The following is a 25,278-nucleotide window of genomic DNA, read 5'->3' as shown; positions in this document are numbered from 1 at the left end:
GCCACGCCAGCAGGAGAAACATATGCGCCCAGATCTAGCCACCCTTGATGCTGCCGCAAGCGAACTGGGCGTGCCGAAAGGCTCCCTCAAATCCGCCGCGGAACAGCACGGCTTCCTTGTACGCATGGGCCGAGCCATCCGCATTGACCGCAACGATTTTTCGAAGTTGATTATAGCATGCCGAGACCAAGCAAGGGCGCACGCCTCCACAAATTCAATCATCGCCCGTACTGGTACATCCGGGATACCGGACAGCCAGACCGGTCAACGGGCTGTGCAAGCCGCCTCGAAGCTGAAAAAGCGCTCGCCGCCTACATCGCCACCAAAGGCCGGGAAGGTTCTGCAAATGAGCCGGCCAACATAACCTGCGGTGAGGTACTGGCAATCTACGCGGAAGAATATGCCCCAACAGTGGCAGCGCCTGAGCGCATCGGCTACGCGTTGGATGCCTTGCTCCCCTTCTGGTCTGAACTTAAACTTAGCCATGTGAAGGGTCAGACCTGCCGTCGCTACGCCAAGACCCGCAAAAAGGTCATTGCCCGGGACCCGGAAACGAAAGAGCCCAGCGCCTTCGCAGCAGTGTCGCCGGGCACAGTGCGCCGAGAACTGGGCGTTCTGCAGAGAGCCATCAATTACGGACACGCTGAAGGCTACATCACATCAGCCCCCTCTGTGACGCTGCCAGACAAGCCGGACTCAACCGAGCGCTGGCTGACGCGCGATGAAGCGGCGAATCTGCTTTGGACGGCTTACAAGGGGCACAAGGCCAGCCACCTCGCCCGATTTATCTTGATTGCACTTTACACCGGCACCAGAAAGGATGCGATCCTTCGCATGGGCTTTAAGCCCAATACTGTTGGAGGCTGGTTTGATCTTAAGCGAGGCATCATGTTTCGCCGAAGTGACGCTGAGCGCCAAACTAAGAAGCGACGCACCCCGGCACGCATTCCTCGCCAACTGGCTGCACACCTACGCCGCTGGCAGGCCGATGGCGCAATCTGGGCGGTGGAATATCAAGGCGCCAGGGTTGGAGACGTAAAGCGCGCGTTCTCGAAGGCAGTAAAGGATTCCGGCGTGACCCCTTGCACGCCTCATACGTTGAAGCACACCGCAATCACCTGGGCCTTGCAAAATGGCGCGACCATCTGGGATGCGGCTGGCTTCTTTGCCACCAGCGCCGAGACCATAGAAAAGGTATACGGTCACCACTCCCCGAGCTTCCAGGAGTCTGCCCTGCGAGCGGTTGAGCGCCGTTAGGTTTCTGTTACGCGTAACAGTTACGGCACTTATGAAGGGTGATGAACCCTGAACAAATTAGGGGTATTTCAGGAAATAAAGGTGAACAAACCCTATGGCGCTGCCCTCCGAAGGCAGAGGCCAGAGGTTCGAATCCTCTCAGGTGCACCAGAATTCATAAGGCTCGATGCATTTTGCATCGGGCCTTTTCACATTTATCACGCCCAGTCAGCAACTTCGGTGATGCGCCCTCCAGGCCTGTTGCCCGGTGCTTCGCCATCCTGCACTTTATCTGCGCGACTGGTGCCGGGAAAATTTCTGGACTATTGGCCATCACCTTCCGTTAAGATAGGAAGGCAAGGGACGTGGCCTTGGGAAAGGCCCACCCTAGGGCTGTATATGCCGCAAGGCCGAATAGGCTTGCACCGGATTAGCATAGCCTTTTAGCATGATCGGGGCCAGTTCAATAAATTGAAGGTCGCCCTGTAACTGACTGGCTTTCATCGTTTCCTGATCAACCAGAACCTGTTCTGGTGCTGCTTTACTGCAGAGCCGAGCCGAAAGGTTGACCGTTGATCCCAATACTGTGAAATCCATCCGGTTGCGCGCGCCAATCGCGCCCTTGACGACCTCTCCGGAGGCCACACCAATGCCCACATGCAGGTTGTATTCTGGATATTCCTCTAGCAGGCTCGTCATTGCCTCGGTGATCTCGACACCGCAGGTGACAGCCCGCAGTTCTTTATCCGTGCCTTCAAAGATCGCCACCAAGGCATCGCCGATAAACTTGTCGATGTCGCCGTGATGCCGGGTCACGATCACTGTCTGCACCTCAAAATAGCAGTTCAGAGCCTCGATCACCACCTCTGGCGCGACACGTTCCGAAAACTCTGTATAGCCCCGAATATCGGTAAAGATCACCGAAACACTGCTGCGTTCTCCACCGCGCGATATGCCGGCCTGATCGGCCTTGCGGATCGCTGAGATTGTGCCCTCGGACACAAATTTCATCAGCTCCAGCCGCTGGCCCAGTTGGCTAATCATCTGGTTGAAACGTCTCGCCAAATCGGCGATTTCATCGCCGGTTCGAATGTTTTCGACGCGAGCGGTAAAGTCCCCCTGGCGCACCCGTTCAGCCACCTGGCCAATAGACAGGACTGGCTGCGTCAGTTGCCGGGCAAAGATCATCGCGCCCAGGCTGGCAATGGCAAAACCAACCAGCCCAATCACCAGGATCTGGCGCGTGATGGCATTGCTGACCGCATAGGCGCTGGCTTCGCTTAGCTCTGTAATAACAGCCCATGGGAACCAATCCGGAAAGGCGTAGGCCCCCAGCATCGCGCTGCCATCCGGGCGGGTATAGGGCTCCAGCGCATCAGCCCTGGCCCCGGCAACAATCAGCGGCAGGGCCGAGCTTACAATACTGCGATCGGTCAACAGTTCAACCTGGTCGCCCAAAACCTGGCGCCCTGCATGATCAATCACCGTGATCTCTCCACGCTGGGCAAAAGGGTGGCGTTTCACCATTTCCCCCAACACAGAGAGATCGATTTTGGCGGCCATGGTCACCTGCCGCCCGGCAATTGTGCTGGTCAACGGCAGCGCCAGTGTCGCCAGCCAATCGCCCGTCTCGCTGAGCTGTGCAATCAGCGGGCGGCCAAATTGACCGGTGCCCTCAATGGCACTGATAAGATCGGCCGACGTGGTAAGTGTCTCGATCGGATCCAGGCCATTTTGCACCAACCTATTGGAAAATCTTTCATTGGTTACCAGGATGGGCAGATCCGACCCCTGCACCGAGAGCTGCAGCGCAACCATCTGCGGCAGCTCTTCCAGCCCCAGCGTCAGCAGCGAGATCTTTTGCGGCACCCCAAGCGCGTCACTGTCGATACCATTGCGGATCACCATGAGCGGTGTAAGCCATTGCCCGCGAAAGGTGCTGTCAAATTCTGTCCGCAGCTGGGCGGCAACGGTTGTCAGCTCTTCATTGGCGGCGCTTTTCAGTTCATCCCGCGTCAGGCGTGTTAGATTATGCGCGACCAAAACCATAGGTGCCACAGCCAGAAGGCTGGCAAAAACAAAAAATTTCAGGCGCAGGGGAAACTTCATCGCCTTCCCCTACTCTCGTGCTATTGCGGTTATCGTCGCCGTATCTGTTGCGGTACCACAGATCAAACCGCTGGTATCACGTGCGACCACCTGCACCTTGTAGGTACCGGGGGCGGAATATCGGTGACGCACAATTGCACCCGAGGCTTCGCTGCCATCGCCGAACATCCAGTTCAGATGAACGCCTTGCCCATCGGGATCTTTGCTCGCGCTGGCGTCAAAGCGCACCACATCATGGCTGGCCCCGACCATGACCTGTCTGTCAGGGCCCGCGTCCACCTGCGGCGGCGCATTCACCAGAATACGGGCACTGTCCGTCCCTGTCGCACAGGCCGGTGCCCCACTGTCATCCGTGACTGTCAGGCGAACGCTGGTATCCATGGCAGCGGGGAAACTGCGCTCGACCCGTGCGCCTTCCAGTACAACCCCATCCGCAAATTCCCAGATCCATTTCGTCAGGCTCCCGTCCAGATCGCCGGATGCGCCTGCGTCAAACACAACGGTGTCTTGCGCACAGACCAGCCTGTCGGGGCCGGCAAGGGCGCTTGGCGCGGCATTCACCCGGACATAGGTTGCTTCACTATTGCGACTGTTCGCCAACCCGCGCCCATCATCCAGAGTGACCACAACCGGATATAGACCCGGCTGTGCAAAGGGATGCGAGAGACTGTTGCCCTTTGCGGTGGTCCCATCGCCCAGATCCCATGCAACCTGCGTGCCTGCATCTGCGGCAACGGTCCAGTCAAGATCAACCTTGGGACAAACGATGCCGCGCCGCGACAATCCGGCCAGCGGCGGCCGATTGACCGTTACCTCTTGGGTCGTGGTCGCCCGACTGTTCGCTACCGCAGCGTCGTCTGTGGCGCTAAGCGTCACGGTATAGCGCCCCGGCTCGGCAAAGCTGTGCGCGGCCAAGACGCCGCTTGCGGACTGACCATCGCCAAAATCCCAATCAAAGGCGGTCACCGCACCGTCGCTGTCGCTGCTCTTGTCGGCCTCAAAAACCACCGCTTGACCTACGGCCACGACAGAGGGGCCAGTGATCACCGGCTGAGGCGCGGCATTGACAGTGACCTTTCGGCGCGCCTCTAGCGTACCACACTCGGCACTGCCCCCGCTCAGCTCTGCTGACAGGGTCACCAGATAGGTCCCCGGCTTGGCATAGCTGTGCGTGACCTCCTCGCCAGAGCCCTGGCTCCCATCGCCAAAATCCCACTGAAAACGTTCTGGCACCGACTGGCCAAGCCGCGAAAGACCGGCGCGAAAGCCCGCCTCTACTACAGCGGCCACCCGATCCGGGCCAAGAACCTGCAGGCCCGGGGCTTCGATGACGGTGACCGCAGCCGTATCGATATCAAGCGGGCTGCACCTGCCAAGCGCCTCCCCCGTGATGGTCAGGGTCACGGTATAGTCCCCTGCTGTGTCAAACAGATACTCTGGCGATTCACCGCTGGCTGTACCGCCTTCACCAAATGTCCAGGCGTAGGCATTTACCGCCCCATCCGCGTCGGAAGAGCCTGCCCCATCAAAGCGCACCTTGCTGTTGGTGCAGACGGTCCTGTCTGGCCCAGCATCTGCAATTGGGCCTTTACGGACAATTGCCGCGATCCGGTCAAGGCTGCTGCCGCGATCACTCCCCGTTTCATTGTTGACCGTAAGAGTAACGGGATAGACCCCGGGCTGCTCGTAGGTCTTGGTCGGGTTGATCAGTTCTGATCTGGAGCCATCGCCAAAATCCCAGGAATAGCGCAGCAGCCCGCCGTCCGGATCCAGACTGTCAGAGGCATCAAACAGGATTGGCTCGCCCGAGCAGACATCACGATTGCCGCCGGCATTGGCAACAGGTCTGGCGGTGATGGTCACCGAGGTTGCATCAATTGCCCGTGCATTTGACAGGCCGGTGCCATCGTCAACCTGCAGGGTGATCGGGTAGACCCCCGCACCGGGAAACACATGCAAGACCTCCAGCCCAACAGCAGGCGCGGAGCCATCGCCAAAATCCCAGCGGTAGATCAGCGCGTCACCATCGCTATCAGCAGAGCCGACTGCGCTTAGCCGGACATGCAGATCATCGCTGATGATTGCCGGTCCGGCCTCGGCCACCGGTTGGCTGTTTACCCGAATGGTCAGGCTATCGGTTGCAGTACTATTCGCCACCCCACTGTCGTCCGTCACAAAGAGCTGTGCCGACCAGACGCCTGGATTCACATAGGCCCGCTCCACCACGGGGGCCTCCAGTGGGGCGCCAAGATCATCAAATTCCCAGCGAAACCCTTGAATGCGCCCATCCGCATCAAAGGACTGGGAGGCATCAAATATAACTGTATCATCAGGCGCGATCAGCATATCGGCCCCGGCGACCGCAACCGGTGCCCTGTTGACGGTGATCAACGCTTCGCTTTCGTCCGAGGCTGCGCCACCCTGAAAATTGTCATGCACCGTCAGCCCGATGCGATGCAGTCCCGGCTCAGATATACTCTGCGCAACCCGCAGGCCGCGGGCCTGGCGGCCATCGGGAAACGCCCAGACATATTGTGAAATATCGCCATCCGGATCCACACTGGCGTGGGCGCTAAGAACGAATTCCTCCCCCGGGGCAACCGTCTGCGGCGGGCCGGCATCGGCAATTGGGCTGGCATTGATGGTGACTGTCATGGTGTCGCGATGCCGGTTCAGCGGCGCGCCGCTGTCGTCGCGCACAAGCAAGGCGACCTCAAAAACACCGGGACGGAGATAGGCATGATCAACAGTTGCGCCCTGCCCCGTGGTGCCGTCGCCAAAATCCCAATCATAAGAGGTGATCTGCCCCTCGGCATCCCATGAGCCGCGACCATCAAAGCGCACCTCGCTGGCGGTCACATATTGGTCTGGCCCGGCATCAGCCACCGGGGCGGCATCCACGGTGACGTTTCGCGTCAGCCGCTGCAGCGCCGAGGCCGTGCCGCTGTCATCCAGCACGGTCAGCGTCACCGGGAAAACCCCAGGCTGGCTCCAGGCATAGTTCACCCTGGGGCCCTCCGCGACGACGCCGTCGCCAAAATCCCATTGATAGCTCAGGATTGCGCCATCACCGTCGGTAGAGGCACTGGCATCCAGTGTCGCAACCTCGGCCACCGAAATGGGGCGCTCCGGGATGGTAAACTGCGGCTCTGGCGGCGCATTCACCACCACCTGCATCCGATCCACCCTGCTGTCATTGGCAACACCGCTCCCATCGATCACGCGCAGGGCAACATCATATTTACCTTCCTTTTCAAACACATGATCAACCGTTTCACCGCTTAGCCGTGTGCCATCGCCCATGTCCCACTGATAGGCCGAAATCCCGCCATCAATGTCATAGCTGGCACCACCATTGAAACGCACCGATTGCCCAACAATGGCCGATTGATTGCGGCCCGCTTCGGCGATGGGCCGGGCATTGACGATCACAAGCCTGGTGGACAGGCCAAAATTGCAGGGATGGGCACTGTCGTCTTCGACGCGCAGCACCACACGGTATTGGCCTGGCGCCGCATAGGATTTTTGCGTTTGAGCCGCATTGGACTGGCTTCCATCACCAAAGGTCCAGTGGAACCGGGTAATCGGCGAGTCCGAGGCCTGCGATCCGGAGGCGTCAAAATCCAGCATCTGCCCCGGCGCGACAACAACCTCTGCTCCGGCCTTTGCGATGGGGGCGCTTCGGATGTGCACCGGGATCTTGACCTCGGCCCCGCGACCAGGACGCACCCCCTGTTCCAGCACGCGCAGGCGAGCGGTATAATGCCCCTCTTGATCATAGCGGTGGGCAATGACGGCGGCGTCACTCTTGGTGCCGTCACCAAAATCCCAGTCATAGGCAAGAGGCCTGCGCCCAAAGGACGGGTCGCCATCAAAGGCAACGCTACGGCAATCCGCCAGCGGGCGGCCCGTCGCAATGGCACTGGGGCGGGCCGGCGTCGGGGCCCGCCGGGGCGGCATTTGCAAAGGCACGGGGTTGCCCTCGGCATCAAACACCGCCAGCGTCACATCGTTAGGCGTTTCAAAGCCGCCCACCAGGCTCAGCGCGAGATTGTCGCCCTCCAGCGGAACCTGATCCGAGGTCCAGAAATCCTGGCCTGACACCCGTACCGGAACATCGACATAATCCGTGGTCAGCGCCAGGGTGCCCCTGGCTGCATCAAAACTCTGGATCTGGTGGGGGCCTGTGCTGTCCGGCTGCAGCCAGATCTGGGTTGCAGGTTGCCCTTTCCACCAGCGCACGGTGGGGCGAAAGGCAAACATATCCGCCCCCTCTACCGGTTTGTTGCGGTCTCGCGCCAGGCTGACAGCAACCGAAAACCCATTGCCGTCATCGCCGCCGTTGCCCTGAATATCAAGACGGAAATAGGCGCGCTGGCCGATCACTTCCCCCTGTTTCGCCTGCAATGCAGACAGGCTCACCCAGCTTTTGTCCGTTGACCTGTCGTTGCCAAAACTCACGTCTTTCAACAAGGTTCCGGGGCCGGTGATTGGTTCAACCCGTCTTTGCTGCGGCACGCGCGCGCCATCCGGCTCCGGCGCAGGGCGATCAGCCGCACTATAGGCCCCCGCGCCACCAAAAATCCGAAAGGTGGTCAGCGCATTGCCAGTGCCGCCATAGGTGAAATCGCCAAAGCCAGACACTTCCGGGTCAAAAATCCGCAGGTAAAAGCGATCGCGCAGATCCGCAGGCACACTGACAAATATCTGTTCACGGTGGTCGACATCCCCTTCACGGGTCGGCGCCAAAACGCCATAGACCACCAGCAGGCCTTCCTTTGTCTCTGTTTCCTGAGACATGGCTCCATTCGTAAACATCCCGGCCAGCACCAGTACAGTCACCACTGCCAAACGAAAAATCATCCTCATAGCTGTCATCCTTTCACGGCATAGGTTTCGGCCTGGGGTCAATATCTTTCTTGATTACTTGATCGCTGTATTTCCGGCGTAATCCTCGATGATCAGTTCAATCACCCTGAGGGCCCCGTCCTGCGGCGGCAAAGTTGTGCGGCAAAGCCCGCTGGCGGAATCGCAGCGCATAAATCCCTCGATTTCGGTACCGCCAACAGCCACGATAAAGGGCGCAGCCTGGCGCAAGCCGCTGGCATCCTTGGCGGCAACCTTCAGTTCTATCGGACCCTTCACACCCTGTGGGCGGCTGAAATCAATTGCCAGAATTTCAGGCGGTGCGAGGTCCAGAACGCTTTGAAACTGTTTCACATTCACATTGCCCACCGCATCGCTTGCGGCCAGTTCAAAAATGTTCAGACCTGGCTGCAATACCAGATCCAGCGCGAACCGCCCGGATGTCATCGTGACCGGACTGCCGTTCAACTCCAGCGCGGTAGCATCCCCGGCAAAGCCGGAAAGGTCCATCTCAGCCTCAGAGGTGGCGCGCGGCGGCGGCAGGTCCAGGTCAATCTCTGGCGCGGTCTGATCGCGCAGCACGGTGAACTTCAGCCGCCCCTCGACAGCGCCCTTCGGCCCCAGAACCTCTATCTGATAGCTGCGCTCTGCGGGCCTGGCAGGAACAGTGAAACGCAAGCCACCGCTGTCGGTGACGCGGGTCTGTACAACGATCTCTCCCTGTGCATCCCGGACGCGCGCGAGGGCGTCAGGTTCTGCCGTTGTTTGGGCAAAAACAGACAGATCCGCCGACCGGGTTGCCAGAGTATCGCCGCGCCGCGGCTGCGTCGGGTCCAGCGTGATCTTGATCGAGGCGGCGGGGCGGAAAGTCACGGTTTGGCTGCGGGTGCTGGTATTGCCAGCTGGATCCGTCGCCACCACCGATATTGTGTTAGGCCCCTCTTTCAGCGCAAGACGGGTGGCAAAGCTGCCGTCGCCCGCCCTGTCCAAAGCAGCGCCATTCAGCGTTAACAGCGCATCCGTCTCGGTCGCGCCCAGAACCTCTACAAACGGCCTGGCCACGATGACAGCAGGCCCCGGTGACAGCAGGGTCAGGAAGGGCGGGTTCTTGTCATGACGCACGGTGAAATCCTGCGCCTTGCTCCATTGCCCCGGCAGGCCCAGCTGATCAAGCGCGGCGACCCGCCAATGATAACGGGCCGGCGGCAGGGGCGCGTCAAAGCGGGTCTCTCGGATGCCCCACTCTGAAATCTGCATATGATTGAATCCGGGATCGCTGGCAATCTCTAGCCAATAGGCCTCTGCCTGATCAAAGGCCTGCCAAGTCACCCCAGAAACCTTGGTATAGATGATACCGCCCATAGGCGGCGCGAGCAGCACCGGGCTGACAAGGACATCTGCCTTTTCAATCCCCTGTCCCCCAAGCACCGCGCCCTCGTTTTCGCCCAGCAGGATGCTTTCACCATTGCGGGTGATTTCGATACGGCTGTCGTCGTAGTTTACAAACCGCGCCCCTGATGGGTCATTCTTGACCCAGAAATCCCCCGATCCGGAATTGGTTTGAACCCCTGGAACCTCAATCTCGAAAGAGGTCTTTTCTGACAGCTGGTTGAGCAGAGCATAGAAATCACCATTCACAAGCGATACCTTGGTGACTTCGCCCCCGGTCAGCGGATCCGATCGCATGCGTTGGATCGTGGCATTGGAATTCGGGTTCAGCCGCAGTCTGCTCAGATCCCGAAAGGTTATCTGGGTGGTACTGTTTGACAGCGTGCGCATGCGTTCAAACTCGACAAGGATGTCGTTCACCTTTCGGCCCGACCACCCCAACTGCACCGGAGTTCGCCCCTCCACGGTCCCCTGGACATCCGAGACCAATGCCTCGGCAGCCTTGTCACGCTGGGCGAGCGCTATTTCCAGCGCCTCGACAGCAAAGTCGGTGGCAATCGTGGCAAAGCTTACCACCTTGCGCCAAGAGCCCGTCTGACGCTGGGCAACAGCAGCGTCGCGGTTTTCAATGGCGCTGCCAATTTGACGCGGTGCAAAGATCCCGGCGCCCTCGGAGGTGGCTTTTTGAATGGCTGCAAGGGAGGTCGTCAGAGCTGCATCAGCGGCCTGCACCTGCTGCACCGGCAGTTTTAGGGTCATCCCCGGAACCAGATCGGCAACAGAGGCGATATCGTTGATCTCAAGAACAGTTGGCCACAGATCCGGGTCGTTCAGATACTGGCCAACCACACCACGAATACTGTCCCCCTCAGCCAATCGGACGATCTGCATCGGCGCGTCCAACCCACGCGGTTCAGCGGCCAAGGTCAACGTAGAACAGAGAGTCAGCCCTACCACCACGGCTGCAAAATGCAGTCGAACATTTATTGAAGCACTGGGTACATTAAACTTCATGCAGCATCCTCAAAACCGGGTCTGTCGAAGTTTTCAAAACTAGTTAATTTTTACATATCTTTCCTGATTAGCCCCTTTTCAGCAAGGAAAAATCGAGAGCGGGCAGCTAAATAGCCACCGCTGACCCCTTGTTACTGCCGCGCAATTCAACCGCAGGTAGGCCGGAGCAGGAAATGACCCCACCTGCCACCAGATTTGGCTGGGTTGAAATATTCCACTTGGCCTACGCCCCGACGGCGGGCAGACAAGAGGTCGGAATTCAGCCCCCCACCACCAAAGGGGCCGATCAGGAAAAAGAGGGCTCTCTCTTCTGCATCATAGCCGAGACCACCTCGGAAAATTCCGGCGATTTCAGCTGCGCGACAAACAGATCGGCCTCTTGCGCCATATGCGCGGCGACCTGGTCACGCTGGTGACGGATCAGCGACTTTGACAGCTTCATCGCCTCTGGCGCAGAGCGCGCCACATGTTTCGCCAGGGCTGCGACCTCTTCTGTCAGTGTTGCATCCGAAAAGACCCGCGAAATCAGGCCATAATCATGTGCTTCAGCCGCGCTAAGACTACGGCCTGCCAGCAGTATATCATTGGCCACCGCCATACCAACCGAGGCCGCAAGCAGCATCGAAGAGGCCGCCTCTGGCACCAGCGCCAGTTTGACAAAAGGCGCGGTAAAGGTGGCACTTTCAGCCGCATACACCAGATCGCAATGCAGCAGCATGGTCAGGCCAATGCCTATCGCCGGGCCATTGACGGCGGCGATCACCGGTTTTGAACAGGTCGAAATCGCCGCTAGAAACTGGGCCACGGGAGGCTGCTCGGCTGAATGATCAGCCATAGAGAAATCCTGCAAATCATTGCCTGCGGTGAAATAGTCTTCGGACCCGGTGATGACAAAAGCGCGCTGATCGGGTGCGGCCTCATAGGCGCGCAGCGCCGCTGCCATTGCGCCATACATCTCTTGCGTGATCGCATTGCGCTTGGCTGGCCGGTTGATGGTCAGCGTGGTGACCTTATCCAGGGTTTGCAGGGTAATTGTCTCGCTCATCATATCCGCCCGATGTGTTTAGGTTTCGCCAGAAGCCATTCACCACCCCCGCACCCAGAGAGTTGCGCACCGCCCCTTATATCTTTGCCTACAAAACAAAGCAGCCGCTGTCACAGGTTACCCTGTGTCACAGCGGCTGCTGCCGTTACGCAAAGCAAGCCACCCCCTGCGGCGGCGTCGCTGTGCTATCTCAGATCAACCGTCGCGGCCTCAGGGGCGTTGCTGGCCGTCGCCAAAGACAAAATACTTAAAGCTGGTCAGCTGTTCGCTGCCCACCGGCCCACGCGCATGCATTTTGCCGGTGGCAATGCCGATCTCAGCCCCCATGCCAAATTCGCCGCCATCGGCAAACTGGGTTGAGGCATTGTGCATCACCACTGCAGAATCAATTGCCGTCATAAAGCGCGCAGCGGCCTGGTGATCCTCGGCGACGATGGCATCCGTATGACCCGAGGAATGGGCCTGAACAAATGTGATCGCCTCTTGCAGGTCTTCAACGATTTTCACCGAAATGATGTTGCTCAGGTATTCCGTATCCCAGTCTTCATCTGTGGCGGGCGTCATATTGGCCAGGATCTGTTGTGCGGCCGCATCGCCGCGCAGCTCGCAATCGCCCAGCTCTTGCGCCAGCTTCGGCAGGACCTGATCGGCAATCTTGCGGTCGATCACCACACATTCCGTAGCACCACAAATCCCGGTGCGACGCATCTTGGCGTTTTGCACAATGCCAACCGCCTTGGTAATCTCGGCGCTTTCGTGAATATAGCTGTGGTTGTTGCCATCCAGATGCAGCAGCGTTGGCACACGCGCCTCTGCCTGTACCAAAGAGACCAGACCACGCCCACCACGGGGAATCACGAGGTCGACGCTCTCGGTACTGTGCAACAGCAGTTTGACGGCCTCACGGTCGCGGGTATCCACCAGTTGCACCGCATCTTCCGGCAGGCCCGCAACCTTGAGGCCACGCGCCAGACAGGCCACGATCACCCGCGAGGAATGCAGACTTTCAGAGCCACCGCGCAGGATCACCGCATTGCCGGATTTCATGCACAGCGCCCCGGCATCTGATCCAACGTTGGGACGCGATTCGTAGATCATCGCAATCACGCCAATCGGTACGCTTCTGCGCTCGATCTTCAACCCATTGGGACGTTCAAATGTTGCAAGACACCGGCCCAGCGGATCCGACTGGTCGGCAATGGCCTCTACCGCCGCCGCCATATCCGCCACCCGATCCGCCGTCAGGGTCAGCCGGTCGATAAAAGCCGCATCTTTGCCGCTGCCCCGGATACTGTCGAGATCCTGCGCATTGGCGGCCAGAATTGCGTCGCTGCTCTCGCGCAGCGCTTTGGCGGATTCGCGCAGCGCAAGGTTGCGCTGCTCGGCTGTGGCCAGGGCCAGGGCCTGCGCCGCCGCCCGTGCCCGCTGGCCAAGGGTATCAACCAGGGCCTTGATCTGCGGCTTATCTGTTTCAGTAGTCATCGTATTCATGGTAAATCCTGTCTGGCGCGCCAAGCGCGCCCGCATCATTTCAATTCGGCGGCGCGGCGATAGGCGGCCTGCACGGTGTTTTCAAACAGCGCATGCAATTGGCCATCTCGGCGCAGCTCATCCAGCCCGGCTTGGGTTGTGCCGTTTTTACTGGTGACCGAGTTGCGCAGTTCTTCAAGCGAGGCGTCCGACTGACGCGCGGTTTCCACCGTTCCAGTGATGGTGTCAAAAACCAAGGCACGCGCAGTGTCTTCGTCAAAGCCCAGCCCCATGGCTGCCGCGACATAGCTACGCATCATTTCAAACACATAGCCCGGCCCGCTGCCGCTCACCGCGGTCAGCCGGTCGATCTCATCTTCATTGGCCAGTGGGACGCAGCGGCCCGTCTCGGCGATAAAGGCGCTGACCTGTTCAACCTGCTCTGCGCTGCAGGATGCATTGGCATAAAGCCCCGAAACCCCAAGCCCGACCATCGCAGCCAGGTTCGGCATAATCCGGATGATCGCCGCCTCACCGGTGATCTCCGTCAGACTGTCCAGACTATAGCCCGCCGCGATCGACACAAAACAACCGCCGGGTTTCAGCGCATGGGTGTAGGCGGGCAGCAGATCTTTGATCATTTGCGGCTTGATGGCGATCACAACAACATCAAATGCACCCGAGGGCAGATCTGTCGTTTTTGTGACATGACGCACACCCTCTGGCAGGTCAGCTGCAGCGGGGTCGGCGACGGTGAATTCATGCTCATCGCGTCGGACCCACTGGCGCAACATCGCCCCGCCCATCTTGCCGCAGCCAATCAAAAGTATCTTCATCGTCGCTTTCCTTTCTCTTACCCAGACCCGCAGGCGCTGCCTGTTGCCCGGCCTGAAACGGGGGCCGAATCTGGTGGTGTTTCCCGTCGGCACCAGGGGGGTAAACCACCCCACCGCGGACGCTGCATTGCAGCAACCTATTTGCATTCATGTGCGGTCTACGTGTTATACAGACACCATCACTGAATGAGGTCTAGCTATCTGGCTACGCGACAAGACGCAAACAGGTAGTATTTTACCCTCTAAATACAGACAGATACCGGAGATACTGATGCCAAAGAAGAAAAAAATCGTTGTCAAGATCGGGTCCAGCCTACTTGCCAATAGCGAAAAGCTGACCCTTCGATATGCCTTTATGAACGGGTTGATGAGCGATCTGGCACAGCTGCAAAAAGAGGGTCACGACATTATTTTAACCTCCTCTGGCTCGGTCGCTCTGGGGTTGAACATGATTGATAAGCGGCCCGAAGATGCAGGCATTTTGGACAAGCAAGCGGCCGCCGCATGCGGGCAGCCACTGCTGATGAATGCCTATCGCCAGGTAGCATCCGAACACGATATGGACGTCGCGCAGATGCTTGTTACAGTCGACGACATGGAAGATAGACGCCGTTTTTTGAACATCAAAAACACCATGTACAGATTGTTCGAAAACGACATCGTGCCGATCCTGAATGAGAATGATTCCATCGCAACACGCGATTTGCGGGTGGGTGACAATGACCGTTTGTCGGCCAAAATCGCCCAGATGGTCGAAGCAGATGCTCTGATCATCCTGACCAGTGTTGACGGCCTTTATGACATTGATCCCTCGGATCCAAACGCCGAGTTCATCGCGGAAATCGAGGACGTCAGCGAACACTTGGAATCCACCACCAGCATCAGTGCCCTGGGCAGCGGTGGGATGCTGACAAAGATGCATGCGGCGAATATGGCCCAGAACGCCGGCGTCGAAACCATCATCGCCGAAGGCATCATCGAACGCCCGGTTTCCTCGGTCTTGAAAAACGAACGCCGCTTTACCCGCTGTCTGGTCACGGGCGAGACGGCATCGCCATTGAAGGTGTGGCTCAGCAACCGCTTGCAGGTTTCCGGCACACTGGTGGTGGGCAACGATGTCGCGGCGGCACTTGCTACTGGTGATTGCGGCGTTAGCCGGGGCGATGTGATTTCGATCCAGGGTGATTTCACCAAGGGCGATGTGTTGCACGTCTATAACGAAGACGGAGAAGAAGTCGCACGCGGGCTGACAAACTTCTCTTCGGAAGAAACCATGCTGATGGCACGCCATCTTGATATGCCCGTCGAAGACGTGATTGGCTACAAGACCAAAAGCGATGTCATTGCGATCGAGAACATACTGATCCTGAAGGACAATCACCTACAGCTTGATGCGCCAGAGCATGATCAGAAAGTCGTTATTCCGGCATAACGGCCGGGCCAGATCCTGCCTGTTTGTTCCGCGAATAAGCGGGCTCATTCGGCCCATACAGTTACATCAACAATATGGGGGCCGCAGTTTCTGCGGCCCCCTTTCTTTGTACGCCCTTGGTACGTCGCCCGCAGGCTCAGTCGCAGTTTATCACGAACACCCCGAGGTGGATCCGCAGGTATTGCATTTCATGCAGGTTCCATTGCGCACCAATGTGTAATTGCCGCATTCGCCGCAGGCTTCGCCCTCATACCCCTGCATCTTTGCCTTGACCCGAGCATCCATCCCGGTTGCTGCTGACGGCGAAGCTTGGGGAACCAGCGCTTGCAGATCGGCCACCGGATCGCTGCCTGTCTTGGCTGCATCCAACAGGCTGGAGCTGGCTTGCCCGCCCTGCAATACCACCAGATCTTGCGGCAGACGCTTGCGCAGATAGCCGGTGGAAGAGATCTGCTTCAAAACCTCCAACGAGCGGCTTGCAGCACTTTCGCTGAGTTCAGACAGGTTGGAAACGCCTTCTTCCTCGCCGCGACCAATATCATCAAAGGCAGGCCCCTGCGGTTTGACATGGGCAAGATCTGTCCGGTCCAGATAGCTGACGGCCAATTCGCGGAACACATAGTCCAGGATCGAGGTGGCATTCTTGATGGAATCATTGCCCTGCACCATGCCGGCCGGTTCAAACTTGGTAAAGGTAAAGGCATCGACAAACTCTTCCAGCGGCACGCCATATTGCAGGCCAACCGACACTGCGATGGCAAAATTGTTCATCATCGCCCGGAAGCCCGCACCTTCCTTGTGCATGTCGATGAAGATCTCGCCTAGGGTGCCGCTTTCATATTCGCCGGTACGCAGATAGACTTTATGCCCGCCGACAACTGCCTTTTGCGTATAACCCTTGCGCCGCTGTGGCATCTTGGTGCGATGCGATTTGGCGATCTCTTTGATGATGATTTTCTCGACGATCTTTTCCGCCAGAACTGTGGCTTTTTCCTGCGGCTTGCCGCTCTCCAGCACCTCTGCGGCCTCGTCGTCGTCTTCGACCAGGGCGGCAGCCAGTGGCTGGCTCAGCTTGGACCCATCACGGTAGAGCGCATTCGCCTTGACCCCCAGCGACCAGCTGAGCTCATAGGCTTTCTGACATTCCTCGATGGCGGCATCATTTGGCATATTGATGGTTTTCGAAATCGCCCCGGAGATAAAGCTCTGGGCTGCGGCCATCATACGGATGTGGCTTTCAACACCAAGATAACGCTTACCTTTTTTGCCACAGGGGTTGGCACAGTCAAAGATATTGTAGTGCTCTTCCTTCAGGTGCGGCGCGCCTTCCAGGGTCATGGTGCCGCAGACATGATCATTGGCGACGTCGATATCAGCCTTGGTAAAGCCAAGGTGGCGCAGCAGATCAAAGGTTGGATCGTTCAGTTTCTTGGCAGGAATGCCCAGAACGCCGGTGCAGAAATCTTCGCCCAGGGTCCATTGGTTGAACACAAAGCGGATATCAAAAGCGGCCTCCAAGGCACTGTCAATCTTGGACAATTCATTGGGGCCAAAGCCGTGCCCGGTGAGCGAGGTATGATTGATGACCGGGGCATTGCCCAGGCTCGCATGACCCACCGCATATGACACGATCTCTTCGATCTCGGCCGAGCTGTAGCCCAGCCCTTCCAGCGCCGCAGGCACCGAGCGATTGATGATCTTGAAATAGCCGCCGCCGGCCAGTTTCTTGAACTTCACCAGCGCAAAGTCCGGTTCAATCCCAGTGGTGTCACAATCCATCACCAGCCCGATGGTGCCTGTGGGGGCAATCACTGTGGTCTGCGCATTGCGATAGCCGTGCTTTTCGCCCAGCTCCAGCGCTTCGTCCCAGGCCCCCATGGCCAGATCAGCCAGCCGCGCATCAGGGCAGTTGTCGATATCCAACGGCACCGGCGGCACCGACAGCCCCTCATAGCCGCTGATCTTGCCCATGGCGGCAGTGCGGTGATTGCGGATCACCTTGAGCATGGCATCGGCGTTGCGCGCATAGCCGGCAAAAGCGCCCAACTCGGCCGCCATCTCACCCGAGGTCGCATAGGCCACCCCGGTCATCAGCGCCGTCAAAGAGCCACAAAGCGCGCGGCCCTCTTCGCTGTCATAGCCATGCCCCATATTCATCAGCAACCCGCCGATATTGGCATAGCCCAGCCCCAGGGTGCGGAAGTCATACGACCGCTGGGCGATTTCCTTTGATGGGAACTGCGCCATGGTGACCGAAATTTCCAGTGTCACGGTCCACAACCGGCAAGCATGCATAAAGTCTTCTGCCTGGATTTTTCCATCCTTGTAAAAGGTCAGCAGATTCAAAGAGGCCAGATTGCAGGCGGTATCATCCAGGAACATGTATTCCGAACAAGGATTTGAACCACGAATCTCACCGTCTGCTGGGCAAGTGTGCCATTCATTGACGGTATCGTGGAACTGAATGCCCGGATCAGCACAGGCCCAGGCCGCATGGCCAACCTTTTCCCACAGATCGCGCGCCTTGACGGTCTTGGCGACCTTGCCATCGGTGCGGTTGATCAGTTGCCAGTCGGCGTCTTTTTCCACCGCGTGCAAAAAGGCATTGGTCACCCGGATCGAATTGTTGGAATTCTGCCCCGAGACAGAGCTATAGGCATCTGAATCCCAATCCGTGTCATAGATTGGGAATTCAATGCTGTCGTAGCCCTGTTTGGCATAGTCCAGGACGCGTTTGATATATGTCTCGGGGATTGCAACCTTCTTGGCCTCGCGCACCGCCTGTTTCAGCCCCGGATTGGCACCCGGGTCATAGGCCTCTGTTGCGGCGCCATCCCAGGACCGGATTGCTGCGAAGATACCGTTCAGCATCTTTTCGTGCATCTTGGAACCCGCAACAATAGAGGCCACCTTCTGCTCTTCGATCACCTTCCACTGGATGAAGTCTTCGATATCCGGGTGATCGGCATCCACGATCACCATCTTGGCGGCGCGCCGGGTTGTGCCCCCCGATTTGATCGCCCCTGCCGCCCGGTCGCCAATCTTGAGGAACCCCATCAAGCCAGACGAGCGCCCGCCGCCTGACAGCGGCTCTCCTTCGCCGCGCAGATGGCTGAAGTTGGTCCCCGTGCCCGAACCATATTTGAACAGCCGCGCCTCGCGCACCCAGAGATCCATAATGCCACCGTCATTGACCAGATCGTCCGAAACCGACTGGATGAAACAGGCGTGGGGCTGCGGGTGTTCATAAGAGCTGGTGGATTTGGTCAGCTTGCCCGTTTTGAAATCAACATAGTGGTGGCCCTGGGCCGGCCCGTCGATACCATAGGCCCAGTGCAGCCCGGTGTTGAACCACTGCGGGCTGTTGGGGGCTGCGCGCTGGCTGGCCAGCATGTAGCGCATCTCATCAAAGTATGAGCGGGCGTCTTCCTCGCTTGAGAAATAGCCGCCCTTCCAGCCCCAATAGGTCCAGGCGCCGGCCAGACGATCAAACACCTGCTTGGAAGAAATCTCGCCGCCGCAGGGCACATCCTTGCCCGCAGGCACAGAACGCCAAAGGAACTCCGGCACGCCTTTTTCCGAGACCTTCTTCAGGCGCTGTGGCACCCCGGCCTTGCGAAAGTATTTCTGTGCAATCACATCGCTGGCCACCTGGCTCCACTCGGCGGGAACTTCGATGTTCTCCAGCCGGAACACAATGGTGCCATCCGGGTTGCGGATCTCCGAGGTTGCCGAAATGAAATCCAGACTGGCGTAGGCGTCCTGCCCGGCCTTGGTAAACTTACGCTCGATCTTCATGCTCTGCCCCTTGTGCCTGTGCGACCTGATGCGCTTGCACCCCGGTCACATTTCTGCGCCGCATTGAATGCAGCATTCTTCATTTTGAAAGCACGAGCAAACCGGCACGCCTCTTGATGGGCTTGCTGTTTCAGAGACCTTCGCCGGCCATTTCGGTGGATGTAGCTTGTGTTTTCACATTGTCACAAAGCGGCAATATGTAACTAGATATTGTGGCCTTGTAGATGACTACTACAATTTGGCGTATTCCAGCCAAGAGGGTCAACGAATAATTTACCAATTTTTTGTCTTCTTTGCTGTTGACCTAGCAGAGACGAAACAGGCGAGGCCCTGTCTTGGTGATTCATCTGCCAATCCCCCCCCGATTTTGCTCAGACCGAGTTACCTTGATCATCCGAGAAATTCCGCGAAACAGCAAAGACTTGCCGCGTGAAGCCAAAAACTGATCGCCCCGATCGCCAACAATAGCCAAAAATTTGCGCACTCTTTGCCGCCCTGATGCGGCGTCGCACGGTGGGGGCGCAGTTGTTGCGCCGATGCCCCAAATCCCGCAACCCCTGCGCCTGATCTTCTACCAGCACGGGCAAAATTGGCAACAAGTTGCAACAACTCCGCGTCAATCCCTTAACGATGTCTTAACTAAAATTTTGCCCCCGGCGCGCAGACCGCACCACTAGAGTCTGTGATTCTATTGCCCTGCGCCACGGCCAACTGGCGAGCCATGCGAACAATCAGCAAAACAGGCGCGACAGTTCGGGGCTGAGCCCCCTATCGCGTCACAGCCAGGGTTGGTCTTAGTGGAGACGCAGAATTGCAGGATCTCATCCCGAATCCGCAGCGGGGCAATGTGCTGCAACGCTACCCAACAAAAGGGGGATGAAATGGCAAAGCAAAGCCTCGATCACGCGACCATGAACGACATAAGAAACCGCCCAATGACATAGTCGGATCAGCAGCTAATAATGTTGATGAATTCCGCAAGATCTGGTCTCTGGCGGGAGGCCAGGGATCCTGGCCTCTCGCGAGAACATCAAAGAAACATTGGGTTTTCTTTGAAAATGGTCGGGGCGGCGAGATTCGAACTCACGACCCCCTGTACCCAAAACAGGTGCGCTACCAGACTGCGCCACGCCCCGAACCGTGCGCTGTTCCTAACGCCAGTGAATGGATTTGAAAACCCCTAACAAGGCCAAATTGGGCCAGTTTTTGAAAAAACTTTGTGGCGCACCTCTGTACCCATAGAAATGCCATATCGCGCCGCCAAACCTGCGTTGATTTCCAGCACCGCAAAGACCTCATTCCCGCCGGGAAGCGGGGTTAGATCACCGGGAATCGCATTGGCCTGGATTCCAGTCACCAGGCCGGTTTGATCCAGAAAAATAATATCAAGCGGGATAAGGGTGTTTTTCATCCAAAAGGCAGCGCGCTGCGGCTTTGGATATACAAACAACATGCCAGCCCCACGGGGCAGCGACTCGCGAAACATCAAGCCCCGGGCGCGTTCCGCTTCGTCATCGGCGAGTTCTATATGAAAGGAGGTTTGTCCCCAGCTGCCGCGCAGCTCAATCCGATCTGGGCGACATGTCTCAGCCTGGGCGGAAAGGGGAAGACCGAGGCCAAGAATCAGGGCCAGGGTCGGTGCGACGAGAGAGGCTCTCAGTCGCGTCATCGGATCAGCCTGCCTGATCGCTGGAAGATATCGCAGCTTCCCAGGCGTGCACTTCGGCGGCCATCTGCCCCCGCTTGCCGTCGATCACCCGGATTGCCAGGGCTTCTCCGGGTTGCAGATCGGCCAAGCCCGACTGGCGCAACACTTCGACATGCAAAAAGATATCTTCGCTGCGGCCAAAGATATTGGCAAAGCCAAAGCCCTTGCCCTTATTAAACCATTTCACCCGTGCGGGTTCCAATGGTTTGGCCTGCAGGTCCGTCAGGTCCAGCTCGGCAAAATCGCTCAGCACTGGGGCTTCTTCTCGCTCAGGCGGGTGAATGGCCAGAACCTCAACCGCCTGAACACCGCGATCAGTGTGATGGGTGACGATTTCGATACGGGTTCCATCCGCAACCGAACTCTGTCCAAAATTACGAAGTACATTCACATGCAGCAAAATATCAGGGCCGCCCAGATCGGACACAACAAAACCAAACCCCTTGGTGGGGTCAAACCATTTAACAAGGCCTTGGATGTGCTGCAGGCTGCTCAGATCTTCTGCCACTTAACTTTTCCACTGCGTCTTTTTCATTTTCTTGACAGCGTGATGCGCGATTTCACCAACCAAGTTCAAGCAAAAATCCTCACAGTTGTCAGAAAAGTGCTATTTCTGGCGCCAAAAACTTAAGGATTAAGGCGTGAAACCGACCAATCGTCCTGTTCGCTGTCGCGCCGCCAGACAAAGCGATCGTGTAGGCGAAACGCCCCATCCGCCCAGAACTCAATCTCGACCGGGGTGATCCGGTAGCCCCCCCAAAAGGGCGGGCGCGGCGGATTCGGCCCCTTACTTGCTGTGACCTTGGCCACCTCGGCCATCAGGCTGGTGCGACTGTCCAGCGGCCGCGACTGTTTTGAGGCCCAGGCACCGAGACGGCTCTTGAGAGAGCGCGAAGCATAGTATTCATCCGCCTTTGGCCCCTCTTCCCGACTGATATCGCCACGCACCCGAATCTGTCGGCGCAGCGATTTCCAATGCATCACAAAGGCGGCCTTGCCAGCACTATCCAACTCCTGCGCCTTGGCGCTTTCATAGTTGGTATAAAAAACAAAAGCCGAGGCCTCGATCTCTTTCAGCAGGACCATGCGGGCATTGGGCAGACCGTTGGCATCCACCGTGGCCAGGGCGATGGCATTGGGATCATTTACTTCGGTTTTTTCGGCTTCCGCCAGCCAAGCGCGCGCAATGGCAAAGGGGTCATTTCCGGCAAACAGCCCTGAACGTTCACTCAACACAACCTCCTGTCTGAAACTTGCGCCACATTAGGCAGCCCCCCAAGGATCGGCAAGGGGCCTCGCGCAGAACCAGCCCTCGCGCATATGGGGCGGCTTGTACGATCATTCAAGGTCGCCCCTTGAAGCAGACGTCGCGGCATATTAAACGTCTTTAACTTCACGGATCACAGGCGGAGAACCTGAATGTCTAATCAACTGATGACCGGCAAGCGCGGTCTGATCATGGGCTTGGCCAATGACAAATCGATTGCCTGGGGGATCGCCAAGGCCTGTGCCGAGGCCGGTGCCGAGCTGGCCTTTTCGTACCAGGGGGATGCACTGAAAAAACGCGTCCTGCCACTGGCAGAGCAGCTAGGCAGCGATATCGTTCTGCCCTGCGATGTCTCGGATGAGGCCTCGATGGATGAATTGTTTGTCGCGCTAGAAGAAAAATGGGGCAAGCTGGACTTTGTCGTGCACGCCATTGGCTTTTCCGACAAGAGCGAGCTGCGTGGGCGCTATGTCGACACCAGCCGTGACAACTTCACCATGACCATGGATATTTCGGTCTATTCCTTCACCGCCATCGCGCGGCGGGCCGAAAAGATGATGGATGCGGGCGGCTCCATGCTGACCCTGACCTATTATGGCGCCGAGCAGGTGATGCCACACTATAATGTCATGGGCGTCGCCAAGGCCGCGCTAGAGGCCTCGGTTAAATATCTGGCCGAAGATCTGGGCAAGGATGGCATTCGCGTCAATGCGATTTCCGCCGGTCCGATCAAGACCCTTGCGGCCTCTGGTATTGGCGATTTCCGCTATATCATGAAATGGAACGAGTATAATTCACCGCTGCGCCGGAACGTGACCACCGGAGACGTGGGCAAGTCGGCACTCTACCTACTGTCTGATCTTGCCTCTGGCGTGACCGGTGAGAATCTGCACGTGGATGCGGGCTATCATGTGGTCGGCATGAAGGCCGTGGACGCCCCGGACATTGAGAAAGGCTGACCCCAGATGAGCACCAAGGACACAAGCCGCCTGCCCCATGAAAAAGGGTTTCATATCTCCTGGGACCAGATCCACCGTGACAGCCGGGCGCTGGCATGGCGGCTGGATGGTCAGGGACCCGATGATGGCCACTGGCGCGCCGTTGTGGCGATCACCCGTGGCGGCATGGCCCCAGCCATGATCGTTGCCCGAGAGTTGGACATTCGCACCGTCGACACGATCAGCGTGAAGTCCTATCACTCTGGCGGCGGCAAGGCCGACCAGCGCCGCGAGGCCGAGGTGCTGAAAAGCCCGGATGCGGACATGATGGGCGACGGCACCGGCATTCTGATTGTCGACGATCTGGTCGACTCTGGCAAAACCCTGGAACTGGTGCGCGACCTCTATCCCAAGGCGCATTTTGCCACCGTCTATGCCAAGCCCCAGGGCGAACCGCAGGTGGACACCTTCATCACCGGTGTGAGCCAGGATACATGGATCTTTTTCCCCTGGGATATGGCTCTGCAATATGTCGAACCCTATCGCGGCACTGACTGAAGCCTGCCTATAACAGCCGAAATCACCCAAACGCGCCCTCTTGTCCAGGGCGCGTTTTTCGTGCGCGTCGCACCCGATTGGCGCGCCCTGCCCCCTTGGCTCCGTCCTCGCGCGATTGAGGCAACGCTTGCTCGCGACAGGTCGGTTTGGATCCATGCGGATCCCCGCGCCCCGGCCATCTGATCTGTGACAAGTGATTGCCATCCCCCCGGCAAGCCCCTACCAATTCTGCAGCACATCACCACAAGATCAACAGGAGTGGGCATGATCACATCGCGCACAGAGGCAACATTTCTCTCTCCCATCGTCGAATCCCGTCGCTGGGTTGCCGGCGTCACCTTTCCGGATGACCGCCCGCTGTTGAATGTAAGCCAGGCCGCTCCGGCTGATCCGCCACCGCTGGGGCTGCGTCAGGCCCTGGCCGAGGCTGCGCTCCACCAGGATGACGCGCATCTCTATGGTCCTGTGCTGGGGCGTGACGGCCTGCGCAGCGCCCTGGCTGAACAAATGTCATCGCACTACGATGCCACGATTTCGCCCGACCAGATCGGCATCACCTCGGGGTGCAACCAGGCCTTTGCCGCCACCATTGCCGCGCTCTGCGGTGAAGGGGATGAAGTGATCATTCCAGTGCCCTGGTACTTCAACCACAAGATGTGGCTGGACCTGAGCGGCGTCACCGCCCGCCCGCTGCAGGTTGGCGATGACATGCTGCCCGATCCGGCCGCTGCCGAAGCCCTGATTACCCCCCGCACGAAAGCGATCCTGTTGGTGACACCCAACAACCCAACCGGGGCCGAATACCCCGAAGGCCTGCTGCGGGCTTATTTTGATTTGGCACAGTCGCGGGGGCTGGCGTTGATCGTGGATGAGACTTACCGCGATTTCGACAGCCGCTCTGGGCCGCCGCATGCACTGTTTCAGCAGACAGACTGGGATCAAACCCTGATCCACCTCTATTCCTTTTCCAAGGCCTATCGCCTGACCGGCCACCGGGTTGGTGCCATTGCCGCAGCACCGGCGCGGTTGTTCGAAATGGAAAAGTTTTTGGATACAGTAACCATCTGCCCTTCGCAGTTGGGGCAGATCGGGGCGCAATGGGGAATTCATAACCTTCAAAGCTGGCTCGCCGGGGAACGCGCCGAAATCCTGGACCGCAAGCAGGCAATTCTTGACGCTTTCCCGCTACTCGCCTCTCGCGGGTGGCGGCTGTTGGGATGCGGGGCCTATTTTGCCTATGTCGAACACCCCTTTGATCTGCCGGCGTCACAGATCGCCCAGAAACTGGTCACCGAGGCCTCTATCTTGATGCTGCCCGGCACCATGTTCATGCCCGAAGGCGACCAATCCGCCGAACGCCAGTTCCGGATCGCCTTTGCCAATGTCGATGCGGTCGGCATTCGTGAGCTCTTTTCCAGGCTGAGCCAGTTTCAGCCCTGACACCCGCCCTGATACCCGCCTGTGCCCCAAGCCCTTGCGATCAGGGGCGCAGCCCACCCGGCCCAATACGCGCCAAGACCCGACAAAGCCCCGTATTCAAGCCTTTGAGCGGGCAGAGGATCTTGCCCCGCTTGGGGCAGCAGCGTATGCAAGGCAGGAACATCTATTAAGC

The 25,278-nt window shown here is 58.3% G+C and carries 15 protein-coding genes and 1 tRNA gene; 5 read left to right on the top strand and 11 right to left on the bottom strand.

Translation table 11 applies throughout. From position 1 onward, the window contains the following. The first annotated feature begins 177 nt into the window (after positions 1-177). On the top strand, positions 178-1,257 hold the full coding sequence (locus tag LRK71_RS08090) for a tyrosine-type recombinase/integrase (protein ID WP_232402488.1): 1,080 nt from the start codon (positions 178-180) through the stop codon (positions 1,255-1,257). A gap of 366 nt (positions 1,258-1,623) precedes the next feature. Here the strand turns inward: LRK71_RS08090 and LRK71_RS08085 are convergent, their stop codons facing one another. The 6 genes from LRK71_RS08085 to proC form a co-directional block, all read right to left on the bottom strand. Further along, complete coding sequence (locus LRK71_RS08085) at positions 1,624-3,345, bottom strand: adenylate/guanylate cyclase domain-containing protein (protein WP_232402487.1); 1,722 nt, start codon at positions 3,343-3,345, stop codon at positions 1,624-1,626. 9 nt (positions 3,346-3,354) lie between these two features. Further along, positions 3,355-8,214 (bottom strand): PKD domain-containing protein, encoded by a 4,860-nt coding sequence (locus LRK71_RS08080; RefSeq protein WP_232402486.1) that lies wholly within the window; start codon positions 8,212-8,214, stop codon positions 3,355-3,357. Positions 8,215-8,268: 54 nt separating this feature from the next. Beyond that, the gene (locus LRK71_RS08075) at positions 8,269-10,614 is read right to left on the bottom strand and encodes a FecR domain-containing protein (RefSeq protein ID WP_232402484.1); all 2,346 of its coding nucleotides are present in this window, start codon (positions 10,612-10,614) and stop codon (positions 8,269-8,271) included. Positions 10,615-10,900: 286 nt separating this feature from the next. Continuing rightward, positions 10,901-11,659: an enoyl-CoA hydratase-related protein gene (locus tag LRK71_RS08070; RefSeq protein ID WP_232402482.1), complete on the bottom strand. Its 759-nt coding sequence runs from the start codon at positions 11,657-11,659 to the stop codon at positions 10,901-10,903. A 210-nt stretch (positions 11,660-11,869) separates the two neighbouring features. Then, positions 11,870-13,150, bottom strand: a complete 1,281-nt coding sequence (locus tag LRK71_RS08065; RefSeq protein ID WP_232402479.1) for a glutamate-5-semialdehyde dehydrogenase — start codon at positions 13,148-13,150, stop codon at positions 11,870-11,872. 35 nt (positions 13,151-13,185) lie between these two features. Next, positions 13,186-13,965: a pyrroline-5-carboxylate reductase gene (gene proC, locus LRK71_RS08060; protein WP_232402477.1), complete on the bottom strand. Its 780-nt coding sequence runs from the start codon at positions 13,963-13,965 to the stop codon at positions 13,186-13,188. Between the two features lie 271 nt (positions 13,966-14,236). On the opposite strand from proC, the gene proB reads away from it, so the two are divergent. Continuing rightward, a complete protein-coding gene (proB, locus tag LRK71_RS08055; protein WP_232402476.1) occupies positions 14,237-15,397 on the top strand; it encodes a glutamate 5-kinase in 1,161 nt (386 codons plus the stop codon). A gap of 150 nt (positions 15,398-15,547) precedes the next feature. Here the strand turns inward: proB and LRK71_RS08050 are convergent, their stop codons facing one another. From LRK71_RS08050 to pdxH, 5 genes are all read right to left on the bottom strand, one after another. After that, entirely contained in the window at positions 15,548-19,195 is a 3,648-nt protein-coding gene (locus LRK71_RS08050) for a vitamin B12-dependent ribonucleotide reductase (protein ID WP_232402475.1), read from the bottom strand. Between the two features lie 1,059 nt (positions 19,196-20,254). Continuing rightward, positions 20,255-20,331 (bottom strand) — tRNA-Pro (locus LRK71_RS08045). A 44-nt stretch (positions 20,332-20,375) separates the two neighbouring features. Next, complete coding sequence (locus tag LRK71_RS08040; protein WP_232402474.1) at positions 20,376-20,864, bottom strand: DUF192 domain-containing protein; 489 nt, start codon at positions 20,862-20,864, stop codon at positions 20,376-20,378. 4 nt (positions 20,865-20,868) lie between these two features. Then, entirely contained in the window at positions 20,869-21,411 is a 543-nt protein-coding gene (locus LRK71_RS08035) for a cold-shock protein (protein WP_232402473.1), read from the bottom strand. A 119-nt stretch (positions 21,412-21,530) separates the two neighbouring features. Beyond that, positions 21,531-22,136, bottom strand: coding sequence for a pyridoxamine 5'-phosphate oxidase (gene pdxH / locus LRK71_RS08030; RefSeq protein ID WP_232402472.1), 606 nt, complete (start codon positions 22,134-22,136; stop codon positions 21,531-21,533). A gap of 186 nt (positions 22,137-22,322) precedes the next feature. Here pdxH and fabI point away from each other — a divergent pair, with 186 nt between their 5' ends. The 3 genes from fabI (at position 22,323) to LRK71_RS08015 (ending at position 25,106) form a co-directional block, all read left to right on the top strand. Next, positions 22,323-23,129: an enoyl-ACP reductase FabI gene (fabI, locus tag LRK71_RS08025; RefSeq protein WP_232402471.1), complete on the top strand. Its 807-nt coding sequence runs from the start codon at positions 22,323-22,325 to the stop codon at positions 23,127-23,129. 6 nt (positions 23,130-23,135) lie between these two features. Further along, complete coding sequence (gene gpt, locus LRK71_RS08020; protein ID WP_232402470.1) at positions 23,136-23,666, top strand: xanthine phosphoribosyltransferase; 531 nt, start codon at positions 23,136-23,138, stop codon at positions 23,664-23,666. Positions 23,667-23,930: 264 nt separating this feature from the next. Next, on the top strand, positions 23,931-25,106 hold the full coding sequence (locus tag LRK71_RS08015; RefSeq protein ID WP_232402468.1) for an aminotransferase: 1,176 nt from the start codon (positions 23,931-23,933) through the stop codon (positions 25,104-25,106). The last annotated feature ends 172 nt before the right edge of the window (positions 25,107-25,278 follow it).

Source organism: Pseudophaeobacter flagellatus (assembly GCF_021228235.1).
Classification (GTDB): Bacteria; Pseudomonadota; Alphaproteobacteria; order Rhodobacterales; family Rhodobacteraceae; genus Pseudophaeobacter; species Pseudophaeobacter flagellatus.
Note: the sequence above shows the minus strand (reverse complement) of the source record. Positions and strands in the feature narration are given on the sequence as shown.